23 protein-coding genes and 1 tRNA gene are annotated in these 24,212 nt (G+C 33.8%); 7 read left to right on the plus strand and 17 right to left on the minus strand.

The annotated features are described in order from the left end of the window. Positions 1-33 precede the first annotated feature (33 nt). The 6 genes from dnaG to rlmN form a co-directional block, all read right to left on the minus strand. Positions 34-2,022, minus strand: a complete 1,989-nt coding sequence (gene dnaG, locus H601_RS0113400) for a DNA primase (RefSeq protein ID WP_026711964.1) — start codon at positions 2,020-2,022, stop codon at positions 34-36. 120 nt (positions 2,023-2,142) lie between these two features. After that, complete coding sequence (locus tag H601_RS0113405) at positions 2,143-3,225, minus strand: ATP synthase subunit B family protein (protein ID WP_026711965.1); 1,083 nt, start codon at positions 3,223-3,225, stop codon at positions 2,143-2,145. A gap of 35 nt (positions 3,226-3,260) precedes the next feature. Continuing rightward, positions 3,261-3,944, minus strand: coding sequence for a hypothetical protein (locus H601_RS0113410; RefSeq protein WP_051220764.1), 684 nt, complete (start codon positions 3,942-3,944; stop codon positions 3,261-3,263). Then, entirely contained in the window at positions 3,925-4,485 is a 561-nt protein-coding gene (locus tag H601_RS0113415) for an RNA polymerase sigma factor (RefSeq protein ID WP_026711967.1), read from the minus strand. Before H601_RS0113415 ends, H601_RS0113410 begins: the two co-directional genes overlap by 20 nt. 376 nt (positions 4,486-4,861) lie before the next feature. Next, positions 4,862-5,842 carry a polyprenyl synthetase family protein gene (locus H601_RS0113420; protein ID WP_026711968.1) on the minus strand — a complete coding sequence of 327 codons (981 nt, stop codon included), beginning with the start codon at positions 5,840-5,842 and terminating at the stop codon, positions 4,862-4,864. A gap of 44 nt (positions 5,843-5,886) precedes the next feature. Beyond that, positions 5,887-6,942 (minus strand): dual-specificity RNA methyltransferase RlmN, encoded by a 1,056-nt coding sequence (gene rlmN / locus H601_RS0113425; RefSeq protein WP_026711969.1) that lies wholly within the window; start codon positions 6,940-6,942, stop codon positions 5,887-5,889. Positions 6,943-7,013: 71 nt separating this feature from the next. Between rlmN and H601_RS0113430 the strand changes: the two genes are divergently transcribed. Further along, the gene (locus H601_RS0113430) at positions 7,014-7,655 is read left to right on the plus strand and encodes an O-methyltransferase (RefSeq protein WP_026711970.1); all 642 of its coding nucleotides are present in this window, start codon (positions 7,014-7,016) and stop codon (positions 7,653-7,655) included. Here the strand turns inward: H601_RS0113430 and H601_RS0113435 are convergent. From H601_RS0113435 to H601_RS0113470, 8 genes are all read right to left on the minus strand, one after another. After that, positions 7,652-8,215, minus strand: coding sequence for a phosphatase PAP2 family protein (locus H601_RS0113435; protein ID WP_026711971.1), 564 nt, complete (start codon positions 8,213-8,215; stop codon positions 7,652-7,654). The two genes, H601_RS0113430 and H601_RS0113435, sit on opposite strands and share 4 nt — an antisense overlap. Before the next feature lie 2 nt (positions 8,216-8,217). Further along, a complete protein-coding gene (locus H601_RS0113440) occupies positions 8,218-8,568 on the minus strand; it encodes a Sec-independent protein translocase subunit TatA/TatB (RefSeq protein WP_026711972.1) in 351 nt (116 codons plus the stop codon). A gap of 183 nt (positions 8,569-8,751) precedes the next feature. Beyond that, complete coding sequence (locus H601_RS0113445) at positions 8,752-11,007, minus strand: M1 family metallopeptidase (RefSeq protein ID WP_026711973.1); 2,256 nt, start codon at positions 11,005-11,007, stop codon at positions 8,752-8,754. Positions 11,008-11,063: 56 nt separating this feature from the next. Next, the gene (locus tag H601_RS0113450; RefSeq protein ID WP_026711974.1) at positions 11,064-11,558 is read right to left on the minus strand and encodes a DUF6702 family protein; all 495 of its coding nucleotides are present in this window, start codon (positions 11,556-11,558) and stop codon (positions 11,064-11,066) included. A gap of 4 nt (positions 11,559-11,562) precedes the next feature. Further along, positions 11,563-12,357: a BamP family beta-barrel-assembly machinery protein gene (bamP, locus tag H601_RS0113455; RefSeq protein WP_026711975.1), complete on the minus strand. Its 795-nt coding sequence runs from the start codon at positions 12,355-12,357 to the stop codon at positions 11,563-11,565. After that, a complete protein-coding gene (locus tag H601_RS0113460) occupies positions 12,347-13,072 on the minus strand; it encodes a carboxypeptidase-like regulatory domain-containing protein (protein WP_035656059.1) in 726 nt (241 codons plus the stop codon). The genes bamP and H601_RS0113460 overlap by 11 nt, the downstream gene beginning before the upstream one ends. Next, on the minus strand, positions 13,065-13,811 hold the full coding sequence (locus tag H601_RS0113465; protein WP_026711977.1) for a hypothetical protein: 747 nt from the start codon (positions 13,809-13,811) through the stop codon (positions 13,065-13,067). Before H601_RS0113465 ends, H601_RS0113460 begins: the two co-directional genes overlap by 8 nt. Beyond that, positions 13,804-14,544 carry a carboxypeptidase-like regulatory domain-containing protein gene (locus H601_RS0113470; RefSeq protein WP_026711978.1) on the minus strand — a complete coding sequence of 247 codons (741 nt, stop codon included), beginning with the start codon at positions 14,542-14,544 and terminating at the stop codon, positions 13,804-13,806. The genes H601_RS0113465 and H601_RS0113470 overlap by 8 nt, the downstream gene beginning before the upstream one ends. Positions 14,545-14,669: 125 nt before the next feature. On the opposite strand from H601_RS0113470, the gene pepE reads away from it, so the two are divergent. Continuing rightward, positions 14,670-15,380: a dipeptidase PepE gene (pepE, locus tag H601_RS0113475; protein WP_051220765.1), complete on the plus strand. Its 711-nt coding sequence runs from the start codon at positions 14,670-14,672 to the stop codon at positions 15,378-15,380. 273 nt (positions 15,381-15,653) lie between these two features. Here pepE and H601_RS0113480 read toward each other — a convergent pair. Then, positions 15,654-15,726: transfer RNA gene (locus H601_RS0113480), tRNA-Gly, on the minus strand. A 184-nt stretch (positions 15,727-15,910) separates the two neighbouring features. On the opposite strand from H601_RS0113480, the gene H601_RS0113485 reads away from it, so the two are divergent. Further along, positions 15,911-17,488 carry a L,D-transpeptidase family protein gene (locus H601_RS0113485; RefSeq protein WP_026711980.1) on the plus strand — a complete coding sequence of 526 codons (1,578 nt, stop codon included), beginning with the start codon at positions 15,911-15,913 and terminating at the stop codon, positions 17,486-17,488. Here the strand turns inward: H601_RS0113485 and H601_RS0113490 are convergent. Continuing rightward, positions 17,477-18,184, minus strand: coding sequence for a murein L,D-transpeptidase catalytic domain family protein (locus tag H601_RS0113490; protein WP_026711981.1), 708 nt, complete (start codon positions 18,182-18,184; stop codon positions 17,477-17,479). The genes H601_RS0113485 and H601_RS0113490 overlap by 12 nt on opposite strands. Positions 18,185-18,424: 240 nt before the next feature. On the opposite strand from H601_RS0113490, the gene H601_RS0113495 reads away from it, so the two are divergent. The 4 genes from H601_RS0113495 (at position 18,425) to cas2 (ending at position 23,745) form a co-directional block, all read left to right on the plus strand. Next, on the plus strand, positions 18,425-20,827 hold the full coding sequence (locus H601_RS0113495; protein WP_035656064.1) for a DUF5916 domain-containing protein: 2,403 nt from the start codon (positions 18,425-18,427) through the stop codon (positions 20,825-20,827). A 54-nt stretch (positions 20,828-20,881) separates the two neighbouring features. Beyond that, positions 20,882-22,399, plus strand: a complete 1,518-nt coding sequence (gene gpmI / locus H601_RS0113500; RefSeq protein WP_026711983.1) for a 2,3-bisphosphoglycerate-independent phosphoglycerate mutase — start codon at positions 20,882-20,884, stop codon at positions 22,397-22,399. Positions 22,400-22,513: 114 nt separating this feature from the next. Then, entirely contained in the window at positions 22,514-23,425 is a 912-nt protein-coding gene (cas1, locus tag H601_RS0113505; protein ID WP_026711984.1) for a type II CRISPR-associated endonuclease Cas1, read from the plus strand. After that, positions 23,416-23,745: a CRISPR-associated endonuclease Cas2 gene (cas2, locus tag H601_RS0113510; RefSeq protein ID WP_026711985.1), complete on the plus strand. Its 330-nt coding sequence runs from the start codon at positions 23,416-23,418 to the stop codon at positions 23,743-23,745. The genes cas1 and cas2 overlap by 10 nt, the downstream gene beginning before the upstream one ends. On the opposite strand, the gene H601_RS15855 is transcribed toward cas2, so the two are convergent. Further along, positions 23,742-24,212, minus strand: a 471-nt coding sequence (locus tag H601_RS15855; protein WP_051220766.1) for a transposase, incomplete at its 5' end; no start/stop codon positions are given. The two genes, cas2 and H601_RS15855, sit on opposite strands and share 4 nt — an antisense overlap.

Here is a 24,212-nt window from a genome sequence, read left to right on the forward strand (position 1 = left end):
TAAATAGAAAAGACCTCAAATTAGAGGTCTTTTTTAATTATAATCCGAACGCATTCTCCCAATTCTTCGGGTGATATTGACTTTCAATTTGTTATAATCATTAATCATCATCACAATATCTTCAACGGGCATTTCAGGGGTTTCAGATTGAATTTGCCCCATAAGTTCCTTGTTTACTTTTGTGATTAAATATTCTCTAAAGGTCACAATCGTTTCAGACACTAATCGTGTTAGTACTTCGGCATCGTTTTTTTCTTTTACAAAAACCTGTTTTTTATCTAACCATCCGTGCAATTGATATTTTTCATCATTCATTAAAATATCCGTCACTACTTCAGCATGTTCTGGCACCAAACTGTTTAAATAATTATTTTTATCAAACTGCTCATTTTGATGGTATTGTGAAACCAAATCCAAATAAATAGCATTAAAAATGGGGTTAGCCAATTCAATTTCATCTTCTTGCAAACTCAAATAAATGCGTTCATACACTTTTTGATTCACTTTTTCAATGGTTTCAATTTCTTTACCATTTTCATCAAATTGAATGAAAACATTCTCAAATTCAACTTCTTGATGGCCGTATAACAACAATAATTCTAAAACTGATTTTTCTAATAAAGTGAGAATATCAATTTTAGCAATGGGTTCAATCGTGTCATTTTTTACAACTTCAAATGCTTTTTGCTCCTGTTTGAATTTTTTATTGGCTTCAGATAGTTCTTTTTGCGTCATTTGTGCTAATGTGCTATACAGCACATCTTCAGAAATATCCATGATTCTTCCGCACTCTTGAATGTAGATTTCACGCTTTATTCGGTCTGGTATTTTGGAAATACTTGTCACCATATCTCGAATAAGTTCCGCTTTTTTAATGGGATCATTCTTTGCATCTTGCATCAACAATGACGCTTTGAACTGAATAAAATCTTTAGCATTTTCATCCAAATACTTCACTAATTCTTCAAAAGGTGTTTTTTTGGCAAAACTATCCGGGTCGTCGCCATCGGGGAAAGAACAAACTTTCACGTTCATTCCTTCTTCCAAAATCAAATCGATTCCACGAATGGAAGCCCGTAAACCCGCCGCATCGCCATCAAAAAGTACGGTAATATTTTTGGTTAACCGATTAATCAATCGAATTTGATTGGAGGTTAACGCCGTTCCGGAAGAAGAAACAACATTTTCAATTCCGGCTTGATGCATTTGAATTACATCGGTATAACCTTCTACCAAAAAACAATTATCGAGTTTCGCAATGGATTGTTTGGCATGAAAAATTCCGTAAAGCACGTTACTTTTATGGTAAATTTCACTTTCAGGCGAATTCAGATATTTGGCGGCTTTTTTATCATTCGTCAAAATTCGGCCACCAAAACCGAGCACTCTTCCCGACATGCTTTGAATGGGGAACATCACACGACCCTTGAAACGGTCAAATTGCTTGTCATCGCCAACAATCGTGAGTCCGGTTTTTTCGAGAAATTCTAATTTATAAGCTTTTCCAAGAGCTTCCTTAGTCAAAGCATCCCATATATTGGGTGAATAACCTAAATTGAATTTTTTGATGGTTTCATTGGTAAAACCACGTTCTTTAAAATAGGATAATCCAATGGCTTTGCCTTCTTCCTCTTCCCATAAAACATGCTGAAAATACTTGCTGGCAAATTCGGAAACCAGATACATGCTCTCTTTTTCATTAGCTACAGCCTTGTCTTCATCGCTGGAAACCGTTTCTTCAATTTCGATATTGTATTTTTTTGCCAAATACCGAATAGCTTCCGGAAACGAAAAATGTTCGTGCTCCATTAAAAAAGAAACAGCATTTCCTCCTTTTCCGGTACTAAAATCTTTCCAAATCTGCTTCACCGGAGAAACCATGAAAGAAGGAGATTTTTCATTGGAAAACGGACTTAAGCCTTTGAGATTACTTCCGGCACGTTTGAGTTGTACAAAATCACCAATCACCTCCTCTACCCGAGCGGTTTCAAAGACTAAATCGATGGTGTTTTGCTTTATCATTGGTTTACTATTGTAGCTTGTAAAAATACAATTCCGTTTTTAAAAATAAGGATTTAAAATAAAAAAAGGTGTTCCAAAACGAAACACCTTTTCAAACAAATGTATTAACTAAAACAAATATTAATTGAAATCGAAACGCAAACCAAGCGAAATGTTATTTTGATCGATTGCATTATTTTTAAACAATGGGTTTAAATCATATTTAAGGTACAAACTGGTATCTCTATATCCGATATAAGTTGACAAACCATAAATGAAGTCAGAAGTATTGAAATCACCTTTTTCTTTCACTTTAACTCTTACATCATCTTCTTTATACTTCAATATTTGTTTTGTTTTTATGTTAAATCCGGCATAACCTCCAATACCTAACCGAACACTTTTGTGCGATCTAAACTTACTTGTTCCTTCACTATCAATAGTTTTTGGTGTAAAATCAAACTCTAAATGTAAAGGCAAAACTAAATGAACATTTCTAAAACGGCTTTCTCTTAAATCCAAACCAAATTCTTGCAATTCTGTTTGATTTCCGTTTTTTACAAAATAACGATTATCAGTTGGTCGCAAATTATTATACATTAAAGACAAACCATATTTGATATGTAAAAGGTTATCATTCTTAAAAATTCTGGTATTATTCGTAAATCCCCATTCATAAAAATGAGAACCCCAAACACGATAATCACTATCTTCTAAAGAACTAAAATCACCATCTGTTATCAAGTTATTCAAACCAAATGCAAAAACAAATTGTGACGTCGTACGTTTTTCATATCGAGGTTTATATGTTTTTGTTTTCTTTTCATAATCTCGATCATACGTTATTAAAAAACGATGTTTTTTTCCCATCCAAACGGTATCCGTTTCTAAATTGCCTTTAGAATTTAATTTACCGTCAACTTGTTCCTTGATTAATTGGCTTACTTTAGCCTCTTCTTCAGCAACTCTTTTTTCAATATTGGCTGCTCTTTTTTCAGCCGCTTTTAATTTTTCTGCATCCGCTTTTTCAGTACTGATAACTCCAGATTCTACTAATTTATTAATGTCTTCCACTTCTGTTTTCAGAGCTTCTTTTTCTTCTTGTGTAATCTTTTTGATGTTCTCTGAAATCATTTTGGCTCTCTGTTCAAATGTATCTTGACCATACATTTTTGTTGCTAACGCACATAGCATTACTGCTGCATAAAGAATAATTTTTTGCATAATTTAAAAATTTAACTGTTCGTGATTTGATTTTTTTACTCGTAATTTCGATTGGCTAACGAAGATTTAACCGATTGATAATTTTTATTAAAGGATTGAATTGCTTTTTCTCTAAATGTTTCATTCACCTCATTTTCAGCTGTTGATAGTAATGTATTCGCATCTACTTTTACAGAAGGATTTTTCGAAATGTTTGGAATTTCAACTTTTACTCCTTTTTCAATTTCAGCTAAAAGTGATTCGGCATTGATGTATTTAGTGGTTGATTCTTTTGGTTGGTTTTCAACAATTACTTCGTCTTTTTTTAATTGATTATCTAACAGAAAATCTTTTTTAGGATTAATTTCTGTGGATGGTTTTTCTATTTTTTTTGTTGGTTGATGAACCACTGCTTCTTCATTTTTAACTTCTGAAAAATTATTTTCTATTTTAGAAGTTGTTTCATTTTGAATTGTTTCAGTTTCATTTTCTAACACAATTGGGTTGGATGGAATCTCATTTTCAGTTGAATTTTCTTTGTTCATCATAAAAATTCCAATCAACGTAAATCCCACAAAAATGGCCGCAATAGAAATCCATTTAAAGTTTCTTTTTGGTTTTTGTTCTTCAACAGAAAGCATGGCATCCAAACGATCCCAAGCATTTGCAGAAGGCTGAATCTCTCTTTGACTCAACTTTTCTTTGATTTGTTTTTCTATATTATTCGGTTCCATTTTCATAGTTTTTTAATTTGATAATCTGGTTTTGAAGCATCTTCCTGGCATGTGACAATTGCGATTTGGATGTTCCTTCATTAATTCCCAGCATTTGGGCAATTTCCTGATGTTTAAATCCTTCTATTGCATAAAGGTTAAATATCATCCTATATCCGTCCGGCAAACTGTCTATCAGAAATTGAATATCATCCACCGAAAATTTGCTTTCGATGTCGTTATGCCTTTCTTCAAAAAAAGTTTCATCTTCTATAAATTTCACTTGTTTTTGAACTCTGATGAACGAAATGCATTCATTAATCATAATTCGTCTAATCCAACCTTCAAAACTACCTTTGTGCTCAAAATTTTTCAAACTAGAAAAAACTTTCATAAAAGCAGTAATCATTACATCTTCGGCTTGTTGCAAATCCTTAATATATTGTCTGCAAACGCTCAACATTTTTGGCGAAAACTTGGTGTAAATCTGATGTTGAGCGTGTCGATTATTTTCGACAGCCAATCGGATTGTGTTTTTCTCGTCTTGATGTAAGTTGATTACTTTCATATTTTAAGGTAATTGGTAAACGGTGATTGGTAATTGGTCCGTTTCGTTTAACAATTTAGTTTAAAATTAGATTCTATTGGTATAGACGAATGAAGTTTGAAAAAGGTTGCATGGCTATTTGGAAATTTGTCAATTAGTTAATTAGTCAATTGAATATGAGTATTTTAAAATTGAAAAAAAATTAAACTTATTTAATTAAACATCGGTTAATTGTCTCATTGACACATTTTCAAATTGACACATTTATTGTAAAAACAGTTTTGCCTGTTTCGCAGGAGATTTTTATTTCGACTTCGTCATCTTGCAAAATGACAAAACTGAGACTGCGACTGAGAACTGATTACTCCCAACTAAAAACTATCAACTCCAAACTAAATTACTTTTTCCTCTCAATTACATAATTCACCATCAACGTCAACGCGTCTTTATAAGGAGATGTTGGAAAATGATTCAATAACTGCAATGCTTCTTGTTGATACGCAATCATTTTTTGTTCTGCATAACCCAAACCGTTACTTTGTTTTACAAAAGCAATCACTTCTTTTACACGCTTTTTGTCTTTGTTGTGATTTTTGATGGAATTGATTAGCCAACTTTTTTCTTTTGGTTTACAATTATTTAAAGTATAGATTAACGGAAGCGTCATTTTTTGCTCTTTGATGTCAATTCCGGTTGGTTTTCCGATGGCATCGTCGGTATAATCAAATAAGTCGTCTTTGATTTGAAAAGCCATCCCGATTAATTCACCAAACTTTCGCATGCGTTCCACTATTTCCTGATTTTCCGGCAAAACGGAACAAGCTCCAAGCGAACAACAAGCCGCAATTAACGTAGCGGTTTTTTGACGAATGATTTCGTAGTAAACATCTTCGGTAATGTCTAATCTTCGGGCTTTTTCGATTTGAAGTAATTCGCCTTCACTCATTTCGCGAACGGCAACCGAGATGATTTTTAATAAATCAAAATCGTTGTTATCAATCGAAAGTAGCAATCCTTTAGACAATAAAAAATCGCCCACCAAAACGGCAATTTTATTTTTCCACAACGCATTAATGGAGAAAAATCCTCGACGACGATTGCTGTCATCCACCACATCATCGTGCACCAATGTTGCGGTGTGAATCAATTCGATAACCGAAGCTCCTCGATACGTTCGTTCGTTTACCAAACCTTCTGAAACCATTTTAGCGGTTAAGAAAACAAACATCGGACGCATTTGTTTTCCTTTTCGGTTCACGATATAATAGGTGATTCGGTTGAGCAACGCCACTTTGGAAGACATCGATTCGTAGAACTTTTTTTCAAAAAGTTCCATTTCTTGATTGATGGGTTGCTTAATTTGTTCGGTGATTTTCATGAAAGTTCAAAGATAGTTAGAAAGTTAGAAAATCACAACTGGAATTATTCGGAAACAGCTTCATTTTTATTGGCCAATTGACCACAAGCAGCATCAATGTCTTTACCGCGGCTTCTTCGCACTTTGGCAATTACGCCGATTTTGTCTAAGGCTTTTACGTATTCGTCCAAAACAACATCTGAAGCTTGTTGAAAAATTCCGTCATCAATCGGATTATATTCAATCAAATTGACTTTGCACGGCACATATTTACAGAATTTCACCAATGCATCGATTGATTTTTTATCGTCGTTGATTCCTTTCCAAACCACATATTCATAGGTGACTTTACTTTTGGTTTTTTGGTACCAATATTCCAAACTTTCACGCAATTCTTTCAGCGGAAAACTTTTGGAAAACGGCATAATTTCCGCACGAATCTCATCGATTGCCGAATGCAGTGAAACAGCTAATTTGAATTTTACTTCTTCATCGGCCATTTTTTTAATCATTTTTGGAATTCCGGATGTGGAAAGTGTGATGCGTTTGGGCGACATTCCTAACCCTTCAGGTGAAGTAATCATTTCGATGGCTTTGAGCACGTTGTTATAATTCATCAACGGTTCGCCCATTCCCATAAAAACAATGTTGGAAAGCGGTCGATCAAAATACAAACGGCTTTCGTTATCGATAGCCACCACTTGATCGTAAATTTCGTCTGGATTGAGATTTCGCATTCGTTTTAAACGAGCGGTTGCACAAAAATTACAATCTAAACTACACCCTACTTGACTGGAAACACAAGCAGTAGTTCGGGTTTCGGTTGGAATTAAAACACTTTCTACCACCAAACCATCATACAAACGAACGGCATTTTTAACGGTGCCGTCTTCGCTGCGTTGCATTTGATCAACTTTGATGTGATTGATGACAAAATTGTCTTCGAGCATTTGACGGGTTTCTTTGGAAACATTGGTCATATCGTCAAACGTATATACTTTTTTGCTCCACAACCATTCATATACTTGATTGCCTCGAAAAGCTTTGTCACCATTGGCTACAAAAAAATCACGCAGTTGTGTTTTAGTTAAAGCTCGAATGTCTTTTTTGATGGTATTCATGGTGCAAAAATAGGAAGTATTTACGGAATTGATTGATTTGTAATTTGTAAATTTGTCGAAAATCGTCTTACATGCATTTCCTTTCCGAAGATTTAGAAGATTATGTAGCCGCTCATTCGCAAGCCGAACCGGAATTATTGGCTCAATTAAACAAAGAAACCTATCAAAAAGTATTGCTACCTCGCATGTTGAGTGGTCATTTTCAGGGACGGGTTTTGAGTATGTTGTCTAAATTAATTCGTCCTACTTCAATTCTGGAAATTGGCACTTATACGGGTTATGCTACTTTATGTTTATGCGAAGGAATGCAAGAAAACGGCATCGTTCACACCATTGACATCAAAGAAGAACTAGTTGATTTTCAACGAAAATATTTTGATAAATCGCCGTGGGGAAGTCAAATTGTGCAACATTTGGGTGAAGCTATCGATATAATTCCAACTATAGAAACAAAATTTGATTTGGTTTTTATTGATGCTGATAAAGAAAATTACCTCAACTATTATGAATTAATTGTTCCGAAAATGAACAAAGGAGGCATCATTTTATCGGATAATGTGTTATGGTCCGGAAAAGTGGTTGAGCCTTTGAAAGAAGGCGATTTGAGCACCAAAATTTTATTGGAATACAACCAACGATTGAACAATGACCCAAGAGTAGAAACGGTTTTATTGCCCATTCGTGACGGTTTGACCGTGAGTCGGGTGCTTTAAGAAACCGGAAAATATTTTGGTTGGATTATTTTATAAAGTCGGTAAAAGAAAGTTCCTAAAAACAGTCCAAAAAGGTATCCGGTTAAAATATCACTTGGAAAATGAAGCCCTAGATAGATTCGACTATAGGCAAAAACTAATGGAAATAGAAATAACAGAAATGCATACTTACAATGTTTGCGAAACAGTAGAAAAATAAACGTTGTGGTGGCCATCGAATTAGATGCATGACCGGAGAAAAAGCTAAACGATTTTCGCACCAAAACGGCTCTCATCTGCCCTTCTAAAATTGGGTCATTACAAGGACGAAGGCGTTCAAAACTGTATTTAAAAAGATTGGTAAGTTGATCAGTAACTAAAATTAAAACCGCTAAAAACAACACTACATATCCAAATTGTTTCCAACCGATTTTTTTGATAATGAAATAGAAGATAACCAAAAAAATAGGCGTCCAATACAGTTGTTTTGTGATGATTAGCCACAAACCATCCCAGCGTGCTGAACCAAGATTGTTCAGATAGAGAAAAATAGCTTTGTCAAGTTGAATAAGTTCTTCCACGCTTAAAATTGTCTTTTGATTGGTCCGGTGATTTGTTCGATGTCTTCTTTTGCTTTTTCTACTTCTTCCACAATTTGTTCAGTTCCGGGTTGCGAAAGAGGATTAACCGCTTCTGTAAGTCCTTGTTTTACTTTTTGAATTTCCTCAGCAATTCCTCCTGTTAAACCAGTACTATCGATACCATTTTCATTGGCACTTTTTTGAATTTCACTTTTCAAATCATCGGTAGCATTTTTCAATTGACGAAATAACTTTCCTAGCGTTCTGGCGATTTCAGGAATTTTATCGGACCCGAACAACATCAATACAACTAATATAATAAGGATTAATTCACCTCCTCCAATTCCAAACATACGATTCTTCTTTTGAAATGCAAATGTACGAAGATTTTTTAGCCCTGATTGTAGCGGAAATCCTTGAAGCGAAAAAAAGTATATTTTTCTTAACCCAAAAAAGCGACCACAGGAAGCTCTTTTTGGGTTTTAGAAAATAACTTTTTTTGCTGAAAGATTGCAGCGAAAAGCAGGATTAGCTTCTTATTTTGATTTATCTAATTCGTCAAATTTAGATTTTACCACTTCTTTAGGCCACACATTATTGGTTACATCAATATCTGCCGTTTCCAATTTAGGGTCCAATTGAATTTTTTTAATCGGTTTTTCTGTGGCAAAAACACGTGTAGCTGTTTGATTATTTTTACGCCAAATTTGTTCCGGGAATTTATGGGTCACACTGGTTCCGTCTTCAAATTGCAACTCAACAATAATTGGCATAATCATTCCACCCGGTTTATCAAACTCTACTTCGTAAAAATATTTGGGCGATTTTAATTTTGCTTGTTCCTCAGATGAAAATTTCTTTGCAATGAATTCGTTTAAAGACGTAATATCTTCTTTGGCTAGTTCCTTTTTTCGTTTGGCATTCAATTCTTTGTGATTGGCTTCAACCAAATATACATAGGGTCCGTTTGCCGTTCCAAATCGACCTCTTCTGGCTTTCACTTCTTTCAACTCAGCAGTTGGCTCATCGGTCACAAAATATTGTTTTACATCTTTGATTCCGATATCCACATAATCGGTGGAGAAAAACCAACCTCTCCAAAACCAATCTAAATCAACGGCAGAGGCGTCTTCCATGGTTCTGAAAAAATCTTCCGGTGTTGGGTGTTTAAATTTCCAACGGTTAGCATATACTTTGAACGCATGGTCAAACAATTCGCGACCCATGATAGTTTCACGCAGAATATTTAATCCTGTAGCCGGTTTAGAATATGCATTGGCACCAAATTGATGAATTACTTCAGAATTGGACATAATCGGCTCCAAAAAGCGTTGGTCACCGCTCATGTATGGCACAATTTTATGAGCCGGTCCGCGACTGGAAGGATAATTTTCCATAAAATCCTGTTCCGCTAAATATTGTAAAAACGTATCTAATCCTTCATCCATCCACGACCATTGCCGTTCATCAGAGTTCACAATCATTGGAAAATAATTATGTCCTACTTCATGAATAATTACGCTAATCATACCATATTTGATACGATCAGACACGAATCCGTTGGCATCAGGTCGACCATAATTCCAACAAATCATTGGGTATTCCATTCCTTGGTCTTCTGCTGAGATGGAAATCGCTTTGTGATACGGATAATCAAAGGTATGACGCGAATACGTTTTTAAAGTTTGAGCCACAGCTCGGGTAGAAAATTCTTCCCACAACGGATTACTTTCATTTGGATAAAGGGAAATAGCCATCACATTTTTGGTTTCCAATTTTACGGCCATTGCATCGTAAATGAATTTTCGAGAAGTGGAAAACGCATAATCACGCACGTTTTCTGCTCTGAATTTCCATGTTTTTGTTTTATCTGAAAACCCTTTTTCGTTGGCTTTTGCTTCTTCAGGAGTGATGATTAAAACCGGTTTGTCAAAAGTTTTTTCAGCTAACTCATAGCGTTTGTTTTGTTCGGCTGTGAATACTTCTTTTCGGTTGAGTAAAACACCGGTTGCTTCCAACACATGATCCGCCGGAACAGTGATGTTGACATCATAATTTCCGAAAGGAAGAGCAAATTCACCGCGACCCCAAAACTGCATATTTTGCCAGCCTTCTACGTCATTATAAACGGCCATTCTTGGAAAAAATTGAGCGATTACATACAAACGATTTCCGTCTTTTTCAAATTCTTCATAGCCGGAACGACCGCCATCAACACGATAATTATTGATGTTATACCACCATTTTATTGTAAACGAAATTTTTTCTTTTGGTTTTAATGGCGTAGGAAGATTAATCCGCATCATGGTTTGATTGATGGTATAGGAAAGTGGTTTGCCTGTAGCATCGTTCACATAAACAATATTAAAACCACCATCAAAACCTTCTTGCATATATTTTTTCACAAAACCATCAACCGGCATTGCTCCATCCATTTTTTGAGATTCTATTAATGGATTTTTAGCATCTCTTCTTTTTTCATTTTGATCGAGTTGCACCCATAAATATTCCAAAACATCAGGAGAATTATTATGATAAGTAATGGTTTCGACACCGTCTAACCGTTTGTTTTTATCATCCAAAACAAGATCCATTTTATAATCAGCTTGTTGTTGATAATATGCCGGACCGGGAGCTCCAGAGGCCGTTCTAAACATATTTGGAGTTGCCATCAAATCATACATTTGACTGAACTTATTGTTGTCATATCGACCGGGTTCACGCTTTGTTTCCGTTTTTTCTTGAGCAAAAACGAATGCAGGTAAAATTGCTAAAAGCCAAAATTTTTTCATCAATAAAAATTTAAAGCAACTAAAATAAACAATTTCAATGTGCTCTTTTCATTTTATCAATATTTTAACAACTCCACGGGATGATCAGAAGTCAATAAAGCACTTTTCTTTTGCGTTAAAACTTGTGTGTGAATGATATTTTGTTGTTCAGGAAGAAAATCAAATAGAAGCATATTCTTAACTTCAAGCGAATTAATTTTGGAAATGTTTTTGACTATTAAATAACAAATTAGCACATCATCTTCCATTTCTTTATCCAGAAAAACAACTTCTTTTTCCTTGCCGTTAATATTTAAGGAAAAATTAGTTTCGAGGTATTTTTTTAACCAGTCAACTTCCTCATTTGTTTCTTTTATAGAACCGATATAAACATTTTTTTTATGTTTTTTACCTAAAGCATTGTTCAAATCATCAACAAAAATTCGGGTTGTGATTTGAATGGTTTTCTTTTCTGCAACATAATTAATTTGCGTGACTGAAACATAAAATTTATGGAGTGAAAAAGAGGAAAACAACATCAAAATAGCTCCAAAAAAAACAAATTTTTTCATTTTTTTACTTTTTGTGTATTTTTTTATACTCTTTGCTTTTACTGATTAAATAATCAATTAAATCAATTTCTTTATTAACCGCCAACAAGTTTTTCACACTTGGATCAGTATCACAAAAACTCAAAAACAAACCAATTTCATCTTGATCTAATCCTAACGTTTCTGTAAAAAAATGATAGGTAAATTTATCTTTAACTGCTTCTTGAAAATTTTTATTGGAAGTAAACACAATTTTCTTTTCCGGTTTATCTTTTTTGAAAATTTTACCAATCATTTTACCAATCTCAATAAAATCCATTCCATATAGGATGGTTCCATCGTTTGGCATAGCCGTATTTCGCAGTGTTGAATATTGATCACCCTCTACCATAAGATTTACAATTTTGTTTTTATCCAAATCTTCTTTAAAATCGGTCACTTTTAGATTTTTTGAATCCTTTTCTAAAATACCTGAAAGAGTTTTCGGGGTTACCACCACTTCATCTAATTCATTGATGAATTCTTCTAATTTAACTTTAACTATGATTACTTTAAAATCTGTTTCATCTAAAACCAAATGCTTGGATTTAAAAACAACACTAGAAAAAACCAACGTGTCTGTTGGACGGGCATAAATTGAAAAATAGCCAAATTGATCTGAAACTGCTCCTTTATTACTTGAAATATTAAACACCGTAACATTTTCATCTACGTGTGATTCAGAAATAATTTGTCCTTTAATCACCTCTCTTTGCACAAATTGTGAGAAAGTAGAAAGTGAGAAAAAGAATGACAATAGTACGAGTAATTTATTTTTCATGTTCATTTAAATACGTTAAAAAATCTTGGGCCAATTCACCTAACAAAAAAGTACATCTAATTTTATTTTTTGCTTGAAGAGCTTGAGTTAAATTAATATCTTCAACTACATAATATTTAAACCCTTCTACATATAATTCAGGAATTTTTAAATTTTCGATAAAAAAAGCATCTTCATAATAGGCATTTATTCTTCTCAAATATCGTTCTCTTTTCTCAACTTCAATTTCCTTTTTCAACATTTTTGTACGTCCGGAAATCCAATTGATTATCGGATCAAGCGGTACAATTCCACTTCCGGAAGTTGCGGTATATAATTTTCGTTCCGCCGGAGTAAGTTTTTTGGGTGTATAATTGATTATGCCCAAACTTTTTGCATCTACATCGGCTTTGTCGGAAACCACCACCTCATCCAATTGATTCACTTTCTCTTCCATTTTTACCTCAACCCTACCTGCTTTAATTTCGTTTGCCGAAATACTTTTGCGAGTATATAAAAGATGAACAGCGGAAAACACTAACAAATCATCTTCACTCACAGTCATTTTAAATTCACCTTTTGCATCAGAAACTGCCGCTTTTTCAGTCACTAAATTAATCACATGAACACCTTCTGCCGGAACTCCCTTTACGGTAATCTTTCCTATTATTTCAGTTTGTGCTACAACTGAAAAGGTTGAAAAAATCAGGACAATAATGAAATTTAACTTAATCATTATTAGCTATATAACTTAAAAAATCATTAGCCAAGGCTGCCATTCTAAATGTCAAGGCCGTTTTATCTTGAATTGTCATTTTTTGCATTGCTTCGTCATCTTTAATAACGTAATATTGAAAACTCCCAACATATTCAGAAGGAATCTTTAAATTATTTATAAAATAATTTTCTTCATATAATTCTCTTAATCGCTCTAAACGCATTTCTTTTATTTCAACTTGAAGTTCTTTTTTTAATTGCTTTGTTTTTCCAGCTATCAAATACAACAATGGATCAAGTGGAAGAATGATAGAATTAAAATTTATAATATCAATAGATCTTAACTGAGCAGGTCGCAATCTTCTTTCTGCCGGCGAATATGACTTAGGTTTGTAATCAATAATTCCCAAATCTTGAGCATTGATTTTACTATATCCTGTCAAAACAACTTCATCCAATTTTTGTTCTTTAATAGTCATTTCAATATGAATAAATCCTTCATTTATGTCATCATTGGAAATACTTTTTCGCCAATAATGCAGATGAACTGCCGAGAACACAAGCAAATCATCCTCATTTACTTTAATAGAAAAAAGACCACTTGCATCGGAAATTGTTGCCTTTTCAGAAACTAAATTAAGAACATGAACACCTTCGCAAACATTTCCATTAACAGTAATCTTTCCTATTATTTCAGTTTGTGCTACAACTGAAAAGGTTGAAAAAATCAGGATAATAAGGAAAAGTTTTTTATTCATGTAAGATTTTTTTATACTCTTCAGCCAACTCACCAATTAAAAAAGTTGCCAGTGTTGTATTATTTGCCAAAAGCGTTCTCACAAATTTACTATCTTCTACGATATAAAACCTAAATGCATTTAGATATTCAAGTGGAATTATCAATTTTTTAACTAAAAAAGTATCGTCAAAAAGATATTTAATTTTTTCTATTAAATTTTCTTTTCGCTCAACCTCCATTTCTTTTTTCAATATTGCGGATCTTCCTGAGAGCAAATTCAATAAAGGATCAGCTGAAAATGATGTGGCAAGACCAATTCTTGCATCATAACCGGTTGCTGCTTTATATTTACGTTCTGCGGGTGAATAATTTTTTGGCTTTTGAGAAACAATTCCCAAATCGTAGGCATTTATTTGGGAATACGATTGCAAAACTACTTCATTTAATTGACTGATGGTTAGTTCCATTTTTACCAATAGTATTTCATCTTGCAAATGAATGGCTTCCACAATTTTTTCAACTCCTTGAAGATGAACAGCAGAGAATAAGAGCGTATCATTTTTACGAGCAAAAAGAGAAAAGTTTCCCCTTTCATCAGTAGTTGTTCCTCTTTTTGTTTGAAGATTGATAACATGTATTCCTTCCAAATGAGAAGTTTGAGCTAAGATTCTTCCTTTACAAATTTTAAGAGAATCTTGAGCGAGAGTAATCGTTGAAACAGATAGAAATAGAAAAAGAAATGAATACTTCATCATCAATAAATTTAAGTAAAAGTATTACAATAGCTTGCCAAGAATTTCCCAATAAGCTTGTAATTTTTTGTTAATCTGATAAAAATAAAATCATTCTGTTGCGTACTTTTGTGAAAACAGAAATCATGAAAAACCTACTTATTGCAAGTACTTCAACACTTCACGGGGGCAATTATCTAGAGTATTTACATCCAGAAATACAACTCCATTTTGCCGGATGCAAAACCATTTTGTTTGTGCCTTATGCCAGACCGGGTGGAATTTCCCATGAAGAATACACGCAAAAAGTAAAATCTTTTTTTTCTAAATTAAATATTGAAGTAAAAGGTTTACATGAATTTGCAAACCCAATCGAAGCCATTGAAAAAGCAGAAGGTATTTTTACCGGTGGCGGAAATACATTTTTACTCGTTAAGCAATTGCATCAACAAAACTTGATGCTCCCTTTGAAAAAAGCAATCGAAAACAGCACACCCTATATAGGAACCAGTGCCGGAAGTAACATCTGTGGACTCACCATGCAAACCACGAATGATATGCCTATTATCTATCCGCCAAGTTTTGAAACGTTAGGAGTCATTCCGTTTAATCTCAATCCACACTATTTGGATGCTGATTTGCAATCGAAACACATGGGCGAAACCCGCGAAACCCGCATCAAAGAGTTTCATCAATTTAATCCACAACCGGTTATTGGCTTGCGAGAAGGTAGTTGGTTGGATGTTAAAGGCGATTCAATTGTTTTAAAGGGTAATTTATCTGCACGATTATTCCGGCAAAATCAAGAAACGATTGAGGTGGAAAGTGAGAGTGAGATGATGGGTTTTTGTAATTAATTCTCTCACAGAAAGCACGGAAAGCTTAGAAAATAACATTATTCAAAACAATCGCTTTAAGATGTTTTCAAACATTTTAAAGAGTGTCGCTTTTTAACAATTTCTCTTTTGAGCTGAAAAATCTGAGATAAAGTTATTCCACAAAAAAACCCCAAACTTTCGTTTGAGGTTTTTAGCAGAGCGGAAGACGAGGCTTCCCGATAAAAATCGAAATAAATTTCTCGCCTATGTGCATAAAAAAAGTCTAAACAATTGTTCAGACTTTAAATTAAGAGCGGAAGACGAGGCTCGAACTCGCGACAACCAGCTTGGAAGGCTGGAGCTCTACCAACTGAGCTACTTCCGCAAATGTGAGTGCAAATATAGACAAATATTTTTCTTTGTTGCAAATTTTTTTTGAAAAAAATAGCAAAAAACTACACTGCTTTTGTAATGAATTTATTCTTAAAAAGTTATACCTTCGTTTTTGTATATGGTTCTCTTTTTTGTGGCATTACATTTGCACTAATTCGGTATATTACAGTTCTATGATGAAACAATTTTATCTTTTACTTTTGGTTGTTTTTGTTCTTTCTTGTACCGAACAAAAAAAAACAGACAAAACCTCAAAACCACATCCCCCAATCGAAATTACCGATGAAGGTAAGGTCTTAGCGATTGATTCCACCCAAATTCTATCCATCAAAGATTCTATTGTTATTGCTTTTTATCAAGCCAATCAAAACAGAACCTATTGGATGGCCTTTAATTGTAGAGAATCACTTTTAAACTTACTAAACAATGTTGAGGACGAAGGTTTAAATCCGAAAGATTTTGATTTAAAAAAAATCAATAAAAATGAAAAATCAATTGCTAAACTTTCTGATAAAGAATTGATTGACTACGATATTTTACTCACAAAAAACCTTAAAAAGTTTATCTCCAAAACAGCTAAAGGCTCTTTAAACCCCAAAGAATTATACAAGGATTGGGACTTGAAAGAAAATAAAATTGATGAACAAAAGCTTCTTTTACATTTTCAACGAAAAGACTCTTTTGATTTTGCTCTGAATGAAATTGCACCCCCACATTTGGTTTATAAACGGTTGAAAAAAAGTTTAAAATTACTTCAACAATTTCCTGATGAAAATTTCAAAAAACTCGAAATCAAGGACAAAATAGTATTAAACGACACCAATGAAATAATCATAGAAATCAAAAAAAGACTATCCTATTGGAAAGAAATGAAAACTCCTGATTCATTAACCAATATATATGACGAAGCTACTTTTAATGCCGTAAAAAATTTCCAAAGTCGGCATGGTTTAGCTCCCGATGGTGTGATTGGAAAAGGAACGATTGCATCCTTTAATTTTACCAAACAAAAAAGAAAAGAACAAATTATTGCCAACATGGAACGTTGGAGATGGTATCCCAGAACATTTGAAAAAGAATACGTAATCGTAAATATTCCTGATTATACCTTACGGGTAATTAATGATAAAGATACCGTTAGAACGCACCGAACCATTGTTGGTAAAGCCAGTAGAAGCACGCCAATACTCTCTTCAAAATTGAGTTATATCGTTTTTAACCCCACGTGGACCGTTCCTCCAACCATATTAAAAGAAGATGTAATTCCGGCTGCAACCAAAAACAGAGGTTATTTTGCCACAAAAAATATTACAATTTACGAAGGAAATTCAGTCGTAAGTCCATCCGAATGGGTGCCTTCAAAAGGGAAATCATATCGGTATGTGCAAACTCCGGGGAAATCTAATTCGTTAGGATTGGTAAAAATCATGTTTCCAAATCGGTTTTCAGTTTACTTGCATGATACAAATACAAGAGGTTATTTTGAACGAGAAAATCGTTCTTTAAGTTCAGGTTGTGTGAGAGTGCAAGATCCTTTTGAGTTAACAGAATATTTAATTGCCGATTCAATCAATTGGAACAAAGAAAAAATAGATGCCACAATTGCAGAAGCCAAAACCAAAAATGTAAACATTACCAAACCAATTTATGTTCATCTTTTATATTGGACGGCTTGGAGCGAAAGCAACAAGTTGATTTTTAGAGATGATGTTTACGGATTAGATCAAGAATTGTATAAAAAGCTACGAAATTAATTTCGAGGCAATTTTATAACTTCTGGAAGGATGATAAATAAACAAACATGATTTTTCTTTAATCAATTGAATAATTTCTTGATTTAATTCAACCGGTAAAGCAGGACAACCTTGACTTCTACCTAATCGTTTGTTTTGTTTGATAAATTGTTCAGAAACATAATCAGCTCCGTGAATTACCACCGCTCTGTCGCGAGCATTGTCATTAATTCCTTTTTCTAAACCATCTAAACGCATTGATAATCCGTGTTTCCCAATGTACGTTTCACCTGTAAGATAAAACCCTAAACTACTTTGAAAAGATTCTGATTTGTTTGAAAAAGTAGCGGCAAATTCCTCACCGGAATTTCTACCATGAGCCACTAAAGTATGGTATAAAATGGTGTTAGTGGTCATATCAATTACCCACAATCGTTTTGAATTGGCAGATAAACTGAAATCAACTAACGTTAAAATATCGTTTTGAATGATTCCTTTTTGTTTTAATTGATAAAACCCTTCTAACGCTTTAGAAAAACTTTCTAATTGAGGAAGTTTAAAGTTATTGCTGTTCAAATTATTGTACAATGAAAACACCTTCGATTCGAAAGCAGTTTTAGTTGAAGCAGCAATGTATTTTGGGTCTGTGGTATTTTTGGTCGGTGTGGTAAAAGAAAACATTCCAAATAACAGCACCGGTAAAAGCTTGTAATTCATTGGTATTCTATAGGTTAAAAATTAGACTTGGGACGCCAAAAATATAAATTAAAATTTTAAAAGCAAATTTATTTCACTAAAAATCAAATATTTCACTATAAATTAAGTTATGATGTAGGATTAACGAAGAAAAAAGAAAATTAGTATTCAACTGTAACAACAAAACAAAAACTACGTCTATTTAGAAATGTTTGCTTTAAAAAAGGTTTTTTTCAAGCAAATGAATCATCATCAATCAACATGAAAATCATCCATCAACTCACTTTTTGTACCTTAATTTGTTGTTCTAGTCTTTCCTTTGGACAGAAAAAAGAAACAGAAGCCATTCGCTCAGAAGAATCCATAACCATTGATGGAAAATTCAATGAAAGTATTTGGATGAAAACGCCAATTGCGAAAGATTTTTTTATGTTTGAACCGGACAATGGAACACCTGAAAAAAAAGAATTTCGTTCTGAAGTTAGAGTGATTTATGACAATAATGCTCTTTATATTGCGGCAACTCTTTTCGACTCCGAGGTGCATTTGATCAACAAAGAAATCACACAACGTGATAACTTTGGAACGGCTGACTTATTTGGCATTTTTGTGAATGGTTTCAATGATGGTCAACAAGATTTTCGCTTTTTTGTCTCGGCATCTGGAGTTCAAATGGATTGTTTAGCCACCGAAAATGGCGAAGATTATTCTTGGGATGCCATTTGGAACAGTGCTGTGCAAATTACCGAAGAAGGTTGGCAAGTTGAAATGGAAATTCCTTACGCAGCTTTGCGTTTTTCATCAGAGGCAAATCAAACATGGGGAATTAATTTTTTTAGAGAATTGCGACGATTACGTCAAAAATTCACTTGGAACCCAATTGATAGAGCAATAGGATCATTTATCAATCAAGCCGGCGAACTAAAAGGGATAAAAAACATTACTCCACCCACTCGTTTATTTTTTATTCCCTACACTTCCGGCTATGTTGAATCAAATAATAATGGAACAAAAAGCACCGGTAAAATAGGAATGGACATCAAATACGGCATCAATGAATCGTTTACGCTTGATGCTATTTTAGTACCTGATTTTGGTCAAGCGGCCTTTGATAATGTAGTCTTAAATTTAGGTCCTTTTGAACAACAGTTTAATGAAAATCGACCTTTTTTTACGGAAGGAACTGATTTGTTTTCAAAAGGCGATTTGGTTTATTCCAGACGAATTGGTGGTCCGCCAAGTACTTATCCTGAATTGAATGAAAACGAAACTGTTCAGGATTTCCCGCAAGCGGTAAATTTGATTAATGCATTAAAAATTTCGGGGCGTACAAAAGATGGTTTAGGAATTGGACTACTAAATGCAATTACCGAAAGAACATTTGTGAAGGTCAAAAATACCGAAACCGATGAAACACGTAGTGTGTTAGTTGAACCTTTAACCAATTATAACGTTTTGGTTTTTGATCAACGATTTAACCAAAATTCATCTGTATCGTTTGTGAATACAAATGTTACCCGTTTTGGCGATTTCAGAGATGCAAATGTTACCGCTTTGGTATATGATTTAAATTCAAAAGGCAATAAATATAATGTTTCCGGCGATTTGAAGATGAGTAGTGTGTATGATGAAAGAAATTACAATGGGTATACTGCCTACTTGAATTTAGCAAAAACATATGGCAAATTACGGTATTCGATTGCTTCGAAATATATGTCTAAAGAATTTGACAATAATGATTTAGGAATCAACTTTATCACGAATTATCATAATATATATACCAATGTAAATTACCGAATTTTAAACCCAACAAAGGTTTTTAATTCCTTCCGAATCAATTTCAATTATTATAATCAATTTGAAAACACCACCGGAAAATCAATGGAACACTATATTAATGTCAATGTAAATTCGAGCACACTTAAGAATGATTTTATTGGTTACGGAATTGGTTTTAGCCCCGCAAAGATGTATGATTTTTATGAAGCCAGAATACCGGGTAGAGTGGTTCAAATTCCTGTAAATGCTAATTTTTGGGCGTATTTCTCTTCCAATTATAATCGAAAATTTGCAATTGATTTTGAACCTTCTATTTTTACAACGGAACAAGAAAATAGATGGGGTTACGGACTATTTGTGAGTCCACGATACCGATTTTCAGATAAATTGACCTTAGTCTATCGAACGAGTTTTAACCGTCAAAACAGTGATATTGGATGGGTTGATTTCGAAGATGACAATATAATTTTAGCCGAACGAAATAGAACAACCGTTAGCAATTCCATTTCCGGAAAATTTGCCATAAATGAAAAAATGACCTTTAATTTATCAACTCGTCATTATTGGTCATTTGCTGAAAACATCAAATATCACACCTTATTAGAAGACGGAACTTTTACAGAAAACGGAACCTATTCTTCCAATAAAAATGCTAATTTCAATTTGTGGAATTTTGATTTGTCGTATTCATGGTGGTTTGCTCCGGGAAGTCAGCTTACGGCTTTATACAGAAATAATGCTCAAGATTTCAGAAGTGATATTGACAAAAATTATGGCTCAAATATTTCTAAAACATTTGAAGACAATCTAAATCATGTTTTTTCAGTGAGTTTACGTTATTTTATAGATTACAACAAAGCAAAAAACTGGGTTAAAAAATCATAATCTTTCGCTTGAAAAAAACTCGCTTTACTTATCTTTGTTCGAAATAAACCGAACATGAATAAGAAAGTAATTTTAATGATTTTAGACGGTTGGGGACATTCTCCTGACCCAAAAGTTTCTGCCATTGATCACGCTAACACCCCTTTTATTGATGCACTCTATCAAAAATATCCAAACGCTGAATTGCGAACAGATGGTTTAAATGTTGGTTTGCCTGAGGGTCAAATGGGTAATTCTGAAGTAGGTCACATGAATTTAGGAGCCGGAAGAATCATCTATCAAGAGTTAACCCGAATTAATTTGGCTGTTCAACATAAAACATTGAATGAAGAAAAAGTGGTACAAAATGCTTTTTCCTATGCGAAAAACAATCATAAAAATGTACACTTCTTAGGTTTGGTTTCTGATGGTGGCGTTCACTCGCATACATCTCACTTGAGAGGATTATTGGATGCCGCAGAAGATTTTGGTTTAGAATATGTTTTTGTGCACGCCTTTACCGATGGCCGTGATGTAGATCCTAAATCTGGTAAAGGTTATATCGAATCTTTGGAAAAATATCTTCAACATACCAAGGCAAAACTCGCTTCTGTTTGTGGGAGATATTATGCTATGGATCGTGACAAAAGATGGGAACGCGTAAAAAAAGCTTATGATTTGCTAGTGAATGGAATTGGAACGCCTTCTACCAATGCACTAGATACCATTCAAAAAAGTTATGATGCTAACGTAACAGACGAATTCATTAAACCTATTATCATGACGGATAATAATGGTAAACCACTTGCAACAATTCAAAATGGCGATGTGGTTATTTTCTTTAATTTTAGAACAGATCGTGGAAGACAATTAACCGAAGCCTTATCACAACGGGATTTTCATGAACAAAACATGCATAAATTGGATTTGTATTATGTGACCATGACGAATTATGATGAAACCTATCAGAATGTAAAAGTCATTTACAACAAAGACAATATTACCGAAACGCTTGGTGAAGTATTGGAAAAAAACCACAAAAAACAAATCAGAATTGCAGAAACAGAGAAATACCCGCATGTTACCTTTTTCTTTTCCGGTGGACGAGAAGAACCTTTTGAAGGCGAAACCAGAATTTTACGCAATTCGCCAAAAGTAGCCACTTATGATTTGCAGCCTGAAATGAGTGCTTTTGAATTGAAAGATGCTTTAGTGCCTGAATTACAAAAAGAAGAAGTTGATTTTGTGTGCTTAAATTTTGCCAATGGCGACATGGTTGGACATACCGGCGTGATGGAAGCCGCCATAAAAGCCTGCGAAGCCGTTGATGTTTGTGTGAAAGAAGTGATTGAAACCGCTTTAGCTCATCATTATACCACAATAGTAATAGCGGACCACGGTAACTGTGAAACGATGATTAACCCAGACGGAACACCAAATACCGCTCATACAACTAACCCAGTGCCGGTGATTTTGGTTGATAAAGAATTGACTTCCATTCAAAATGGAGTTTTGGGTGATATTGCTCCCTCTATTTTAACGTTAATGGGCATTGAAAAACCCGCGATAATGACCGGAAAATCATTGATTTAACTCGAAGATAATTCAATTTTAACCCGATATATGCGTAGTATATCGGGTTTTTTTATTAAAATTTGTCTATGTGATTGATTTTCATAAACTTGACTATTCTTAATTGTCCTTTTTATGTTAAAAAAATCAATACTTTTAGAAAACAAGGCATCGGTTACTTGTAAAAATCTTCAATTGGTAATTAAAACCGAAACAAGAGAAAGTTCCATTCCTATTGAAGATATAGGATTTATTCTGCTTGATCATGCTGAAATTTATTTGAGCCTTCCGGCGATGAATTTATTGGTGGAAAACAACGCCTCAGTCATTATTTGTGGTAAAAATCATTTACCAAATGGCCTTTTCATGAATCTAAACAGTCATCATATTCAACAAGAAATTTTCAAAAATCAAATTGATGCATCTGCCCCATTAAAAAAACAATTATGGCAACAAACGATTGTTGAAAAAATCACCAATCAAGGGATTTTATTAGCAAAAATTACACAAAAGAAAAACAACTTTGACTTTTTAGCTTCCAAAGTGTTGAGTGGTGATACCGGAAACATGGAAGGTGTAGCGGCCAATTTTTATTGGAAAACCTTTTTTCAATCCAATGAAGCGGAACCGATTTTGGATACTGATTTTAAACGGGAACGATTTGGGCATTATCCTAATAATTTTCTAAATTATGGCTATGCCATTCTGAGAGCTGCAACTGCACGAGCTTTGTCGGCCAGTGGTTTATTGAATACGCTTGGCATTCATCATAAAAGTAAATACAATGCTTTTGCTTTGGCGGATGACATCATGGAACCCTTTCGTCCGTTGGTGGATGAAAAAGTGTATGAATTAATGCAGCAATTTGATGAACAAGAATTGAACACCAAAATTAAAGCAGAACTGTTACAAATTTTAACCCGAACGGTTTATTTTAAAGAAGAGAAAAGTCCGTTGATGGTTGCTTTGCAAAAAACAGCCAGTTCATTACAACAATGCTATAGTGGCGAACGAAAAAAAATCAAATATCCAACATTATGGAACTAAACGGATACCGAATTATGTGGCTATTTGTATTTTTTGACTTACCAACCGAAACCAAGAAAGACCGAAGAAATGCTTCCGGATTTCGAAACAATTTGCTAAAAGATGGCTTTAGCATGATGCAATTTTCGGTTTATGTACGTCATTGTGCGAGTAGCGAAAGTGCGGATGTACATGAAAAACGTATTCACAAGCTTTTGCCACCTTTGGGAAAAGTGAGTGTTTTGCGAATTACGGATAAACAATTTGGCAATATTCTCAATTTTTGGGGCAAAGCCGAAGTACCTAAAGCACCTCAACCAACGCAATTGGAGTTGTTTTAAATTGCATAAAACTTATCTTTGAACCAATTTTTAGGATTATTACTGATGTAATCAAAAATTTTATTATAAGCATTTTCATCTCTTATAATATGATCATGAAATGAACGATGCCAGGCAAATTTTATCAACCCTGCATTATGAATTTCAGTTGATGAAGTAGATTTTAATGCTCCTATCAAACTTGAAAGTGATTTTATTTTTGTAGAATTTTGAGCAGTTTTATTTCTATCAATTTCTAAAATAAGATGAAAATGATTTGGCATAACTATATAATTATGAATATCCACGTAAGGATATTGATCCATCAACCATTTTATCTTTTTATCAACAATTAATCCATATTGATTTAATTCTACAACATATTTGATTTCTGAATTTTTTTGAAAAAGAAGATTGTTGGAATGATTATAATCGAAAATTTGATAATCTAAATTTTGATTTTGGGGATTTTGATTTTGGGGATTTTG

It is taken from the genome of Flavobacterium filum DSM 17961 (assembly GCF_000425465.1).
Lineage (GTDB): Bacteria > Bacteroidota > Bacteroidia > Flavobacteriales > Flavobacteriaceae > Flavobacterium > Flavobacterium filum.

Coding starts and splice junctions, on each gene's coding strand:
- dnaG (WP_026711964.1), bottom strand. CDS start 2,022: ATGATAAAGCAAAACACCATCGATTTAGTCTTTGAAACCGCTCGGGTA.
- H601_RS0113405 (WP_026711965.1), bottom strand. CDS start 3,225: ATGCAAAAAATTATTCTTTATGCAGCAGTAATGCTATGTGCGTTAGCA.
- H601_RS0113410 (WP_051220764.1), bottom strand. CDS start 3,944: ATGAAAATGGAACCGAATAATATAGAAAAACAAATCAAAGAAAAGTTG.
- H601_RS0113415 (WP_026711967.1), bottom strand. CDS start 4,485: ATGAAAGTAATCAACTTACATCAAGACGAGAAAAACACAATCCGATTG.
- H601_RS0113420 (WP_026711968.1), bottom strand. CDS start 5,842: ATGAAAATCACCGAACAAATTAAGCAACCCATCAATCAAGAAATGGAA.
- rlmN (WP_026711969.1), bottom strand. CDS start 6,942: ATGAATACCATCAAAAAAGACATTCGAGCTTTAACTAAAACACAACTG.
- H601_RS0113430 (WP_026711970.1), top strand. CDS start 7,014: ATGCATTTCCTTTCCGAAGATTTAGAAGATTATGTAGCCGCTCATTCG.
- H601_RS0113440 (WP_026711972.1), bottom strand. CDS start 8,568: ATGTTTGGAATTGGAGGAGGTGAATTAATCCTTATTATATTAGTTGTA.
- H601_RS0113445 (WP_026711973.1), bottom strand. CDS start 11,007: ATGAAAAAATTTTGGCTTTTAGCAATTTTACCTGCATTCGTTTTTGCT.
- H601_RS0113450 (WP_026711974.1), bottom strand. CDS start 11,558: ATGAAAAAATTTGTTTTTTTTGGAGCTATTTTGATGTTGTTTTCCTCT.
- bamP (WP_026711975.1), bottom strand. CDS start 12,357: ATGAAAAATAAATTACTCGTACTATTGTCATTCTTTTTCTCACTTTCT.
- H601_RS0113460 (WP_035656059.1), bottom strand. CDS start 13,072: ATGATTAAGTTAAATTTCATTATTGTCCTGATTTTTTCAACCTTTTCA.
- H601_RS0113465 (WP_026711977.1), bottom strand. CDS start 13,811: ATGAATAAAAAACTTTTCCTTATTATCCTGATTTTTTCAACCTTTTCA.
- H601_RS0113470 (WP_026711978.1), bottom strand. CDS start 14,544: ATGAAGTATTCATTTCTTTTTCTATTTCTATCTGTTTCAACGATTACT.
- pepE (WP_051220765.1), top strand. CDS start 14,670: ATGAAAAACCTACTTATTGCAAGTACTTCAACACTTCACGGGGGCAAT.
- H601_RS0113485 (WP_026711980.1), top strand. CDS start 15,911: ATGAAACAATTTTATCTTTTACTTTTGGTTGTTTTTGTTCTTTCTTGT.
- H601_RS0113490 (WP_026711981.1), bottom strand. CDS start 18,184: ATGAATTACAAGCTTTTACCGGTGCTGTTATTTGGAATGTTTTCTTTT.
- H601_RS0113495 (WP_035656064.1), top strand. CDS start 18,425: ATGAAAATCATCCATCAACTCACTTTTTGTACCTTAATTTGTTGTTCT.
- gpmI (WP_026711983.1), top strand. CDS start 20,882: ATGAATAAGAAAGTAATTTTAATGATTTTAGACGGTTGGGGACATTCT.
- cas1 (WP_026711984.1), top strand. CDS start 22,514: ATGTTAAAAAAATCAATACTTTTAGAAAACAAGGCATCGGTTACTTGT.
- cas2 (WP_026711985.1), top strand. CDS start 23,416: ATGGAACTAAACGGATACCGAATTATGTGGCTATTTGTATTTTTTGAC.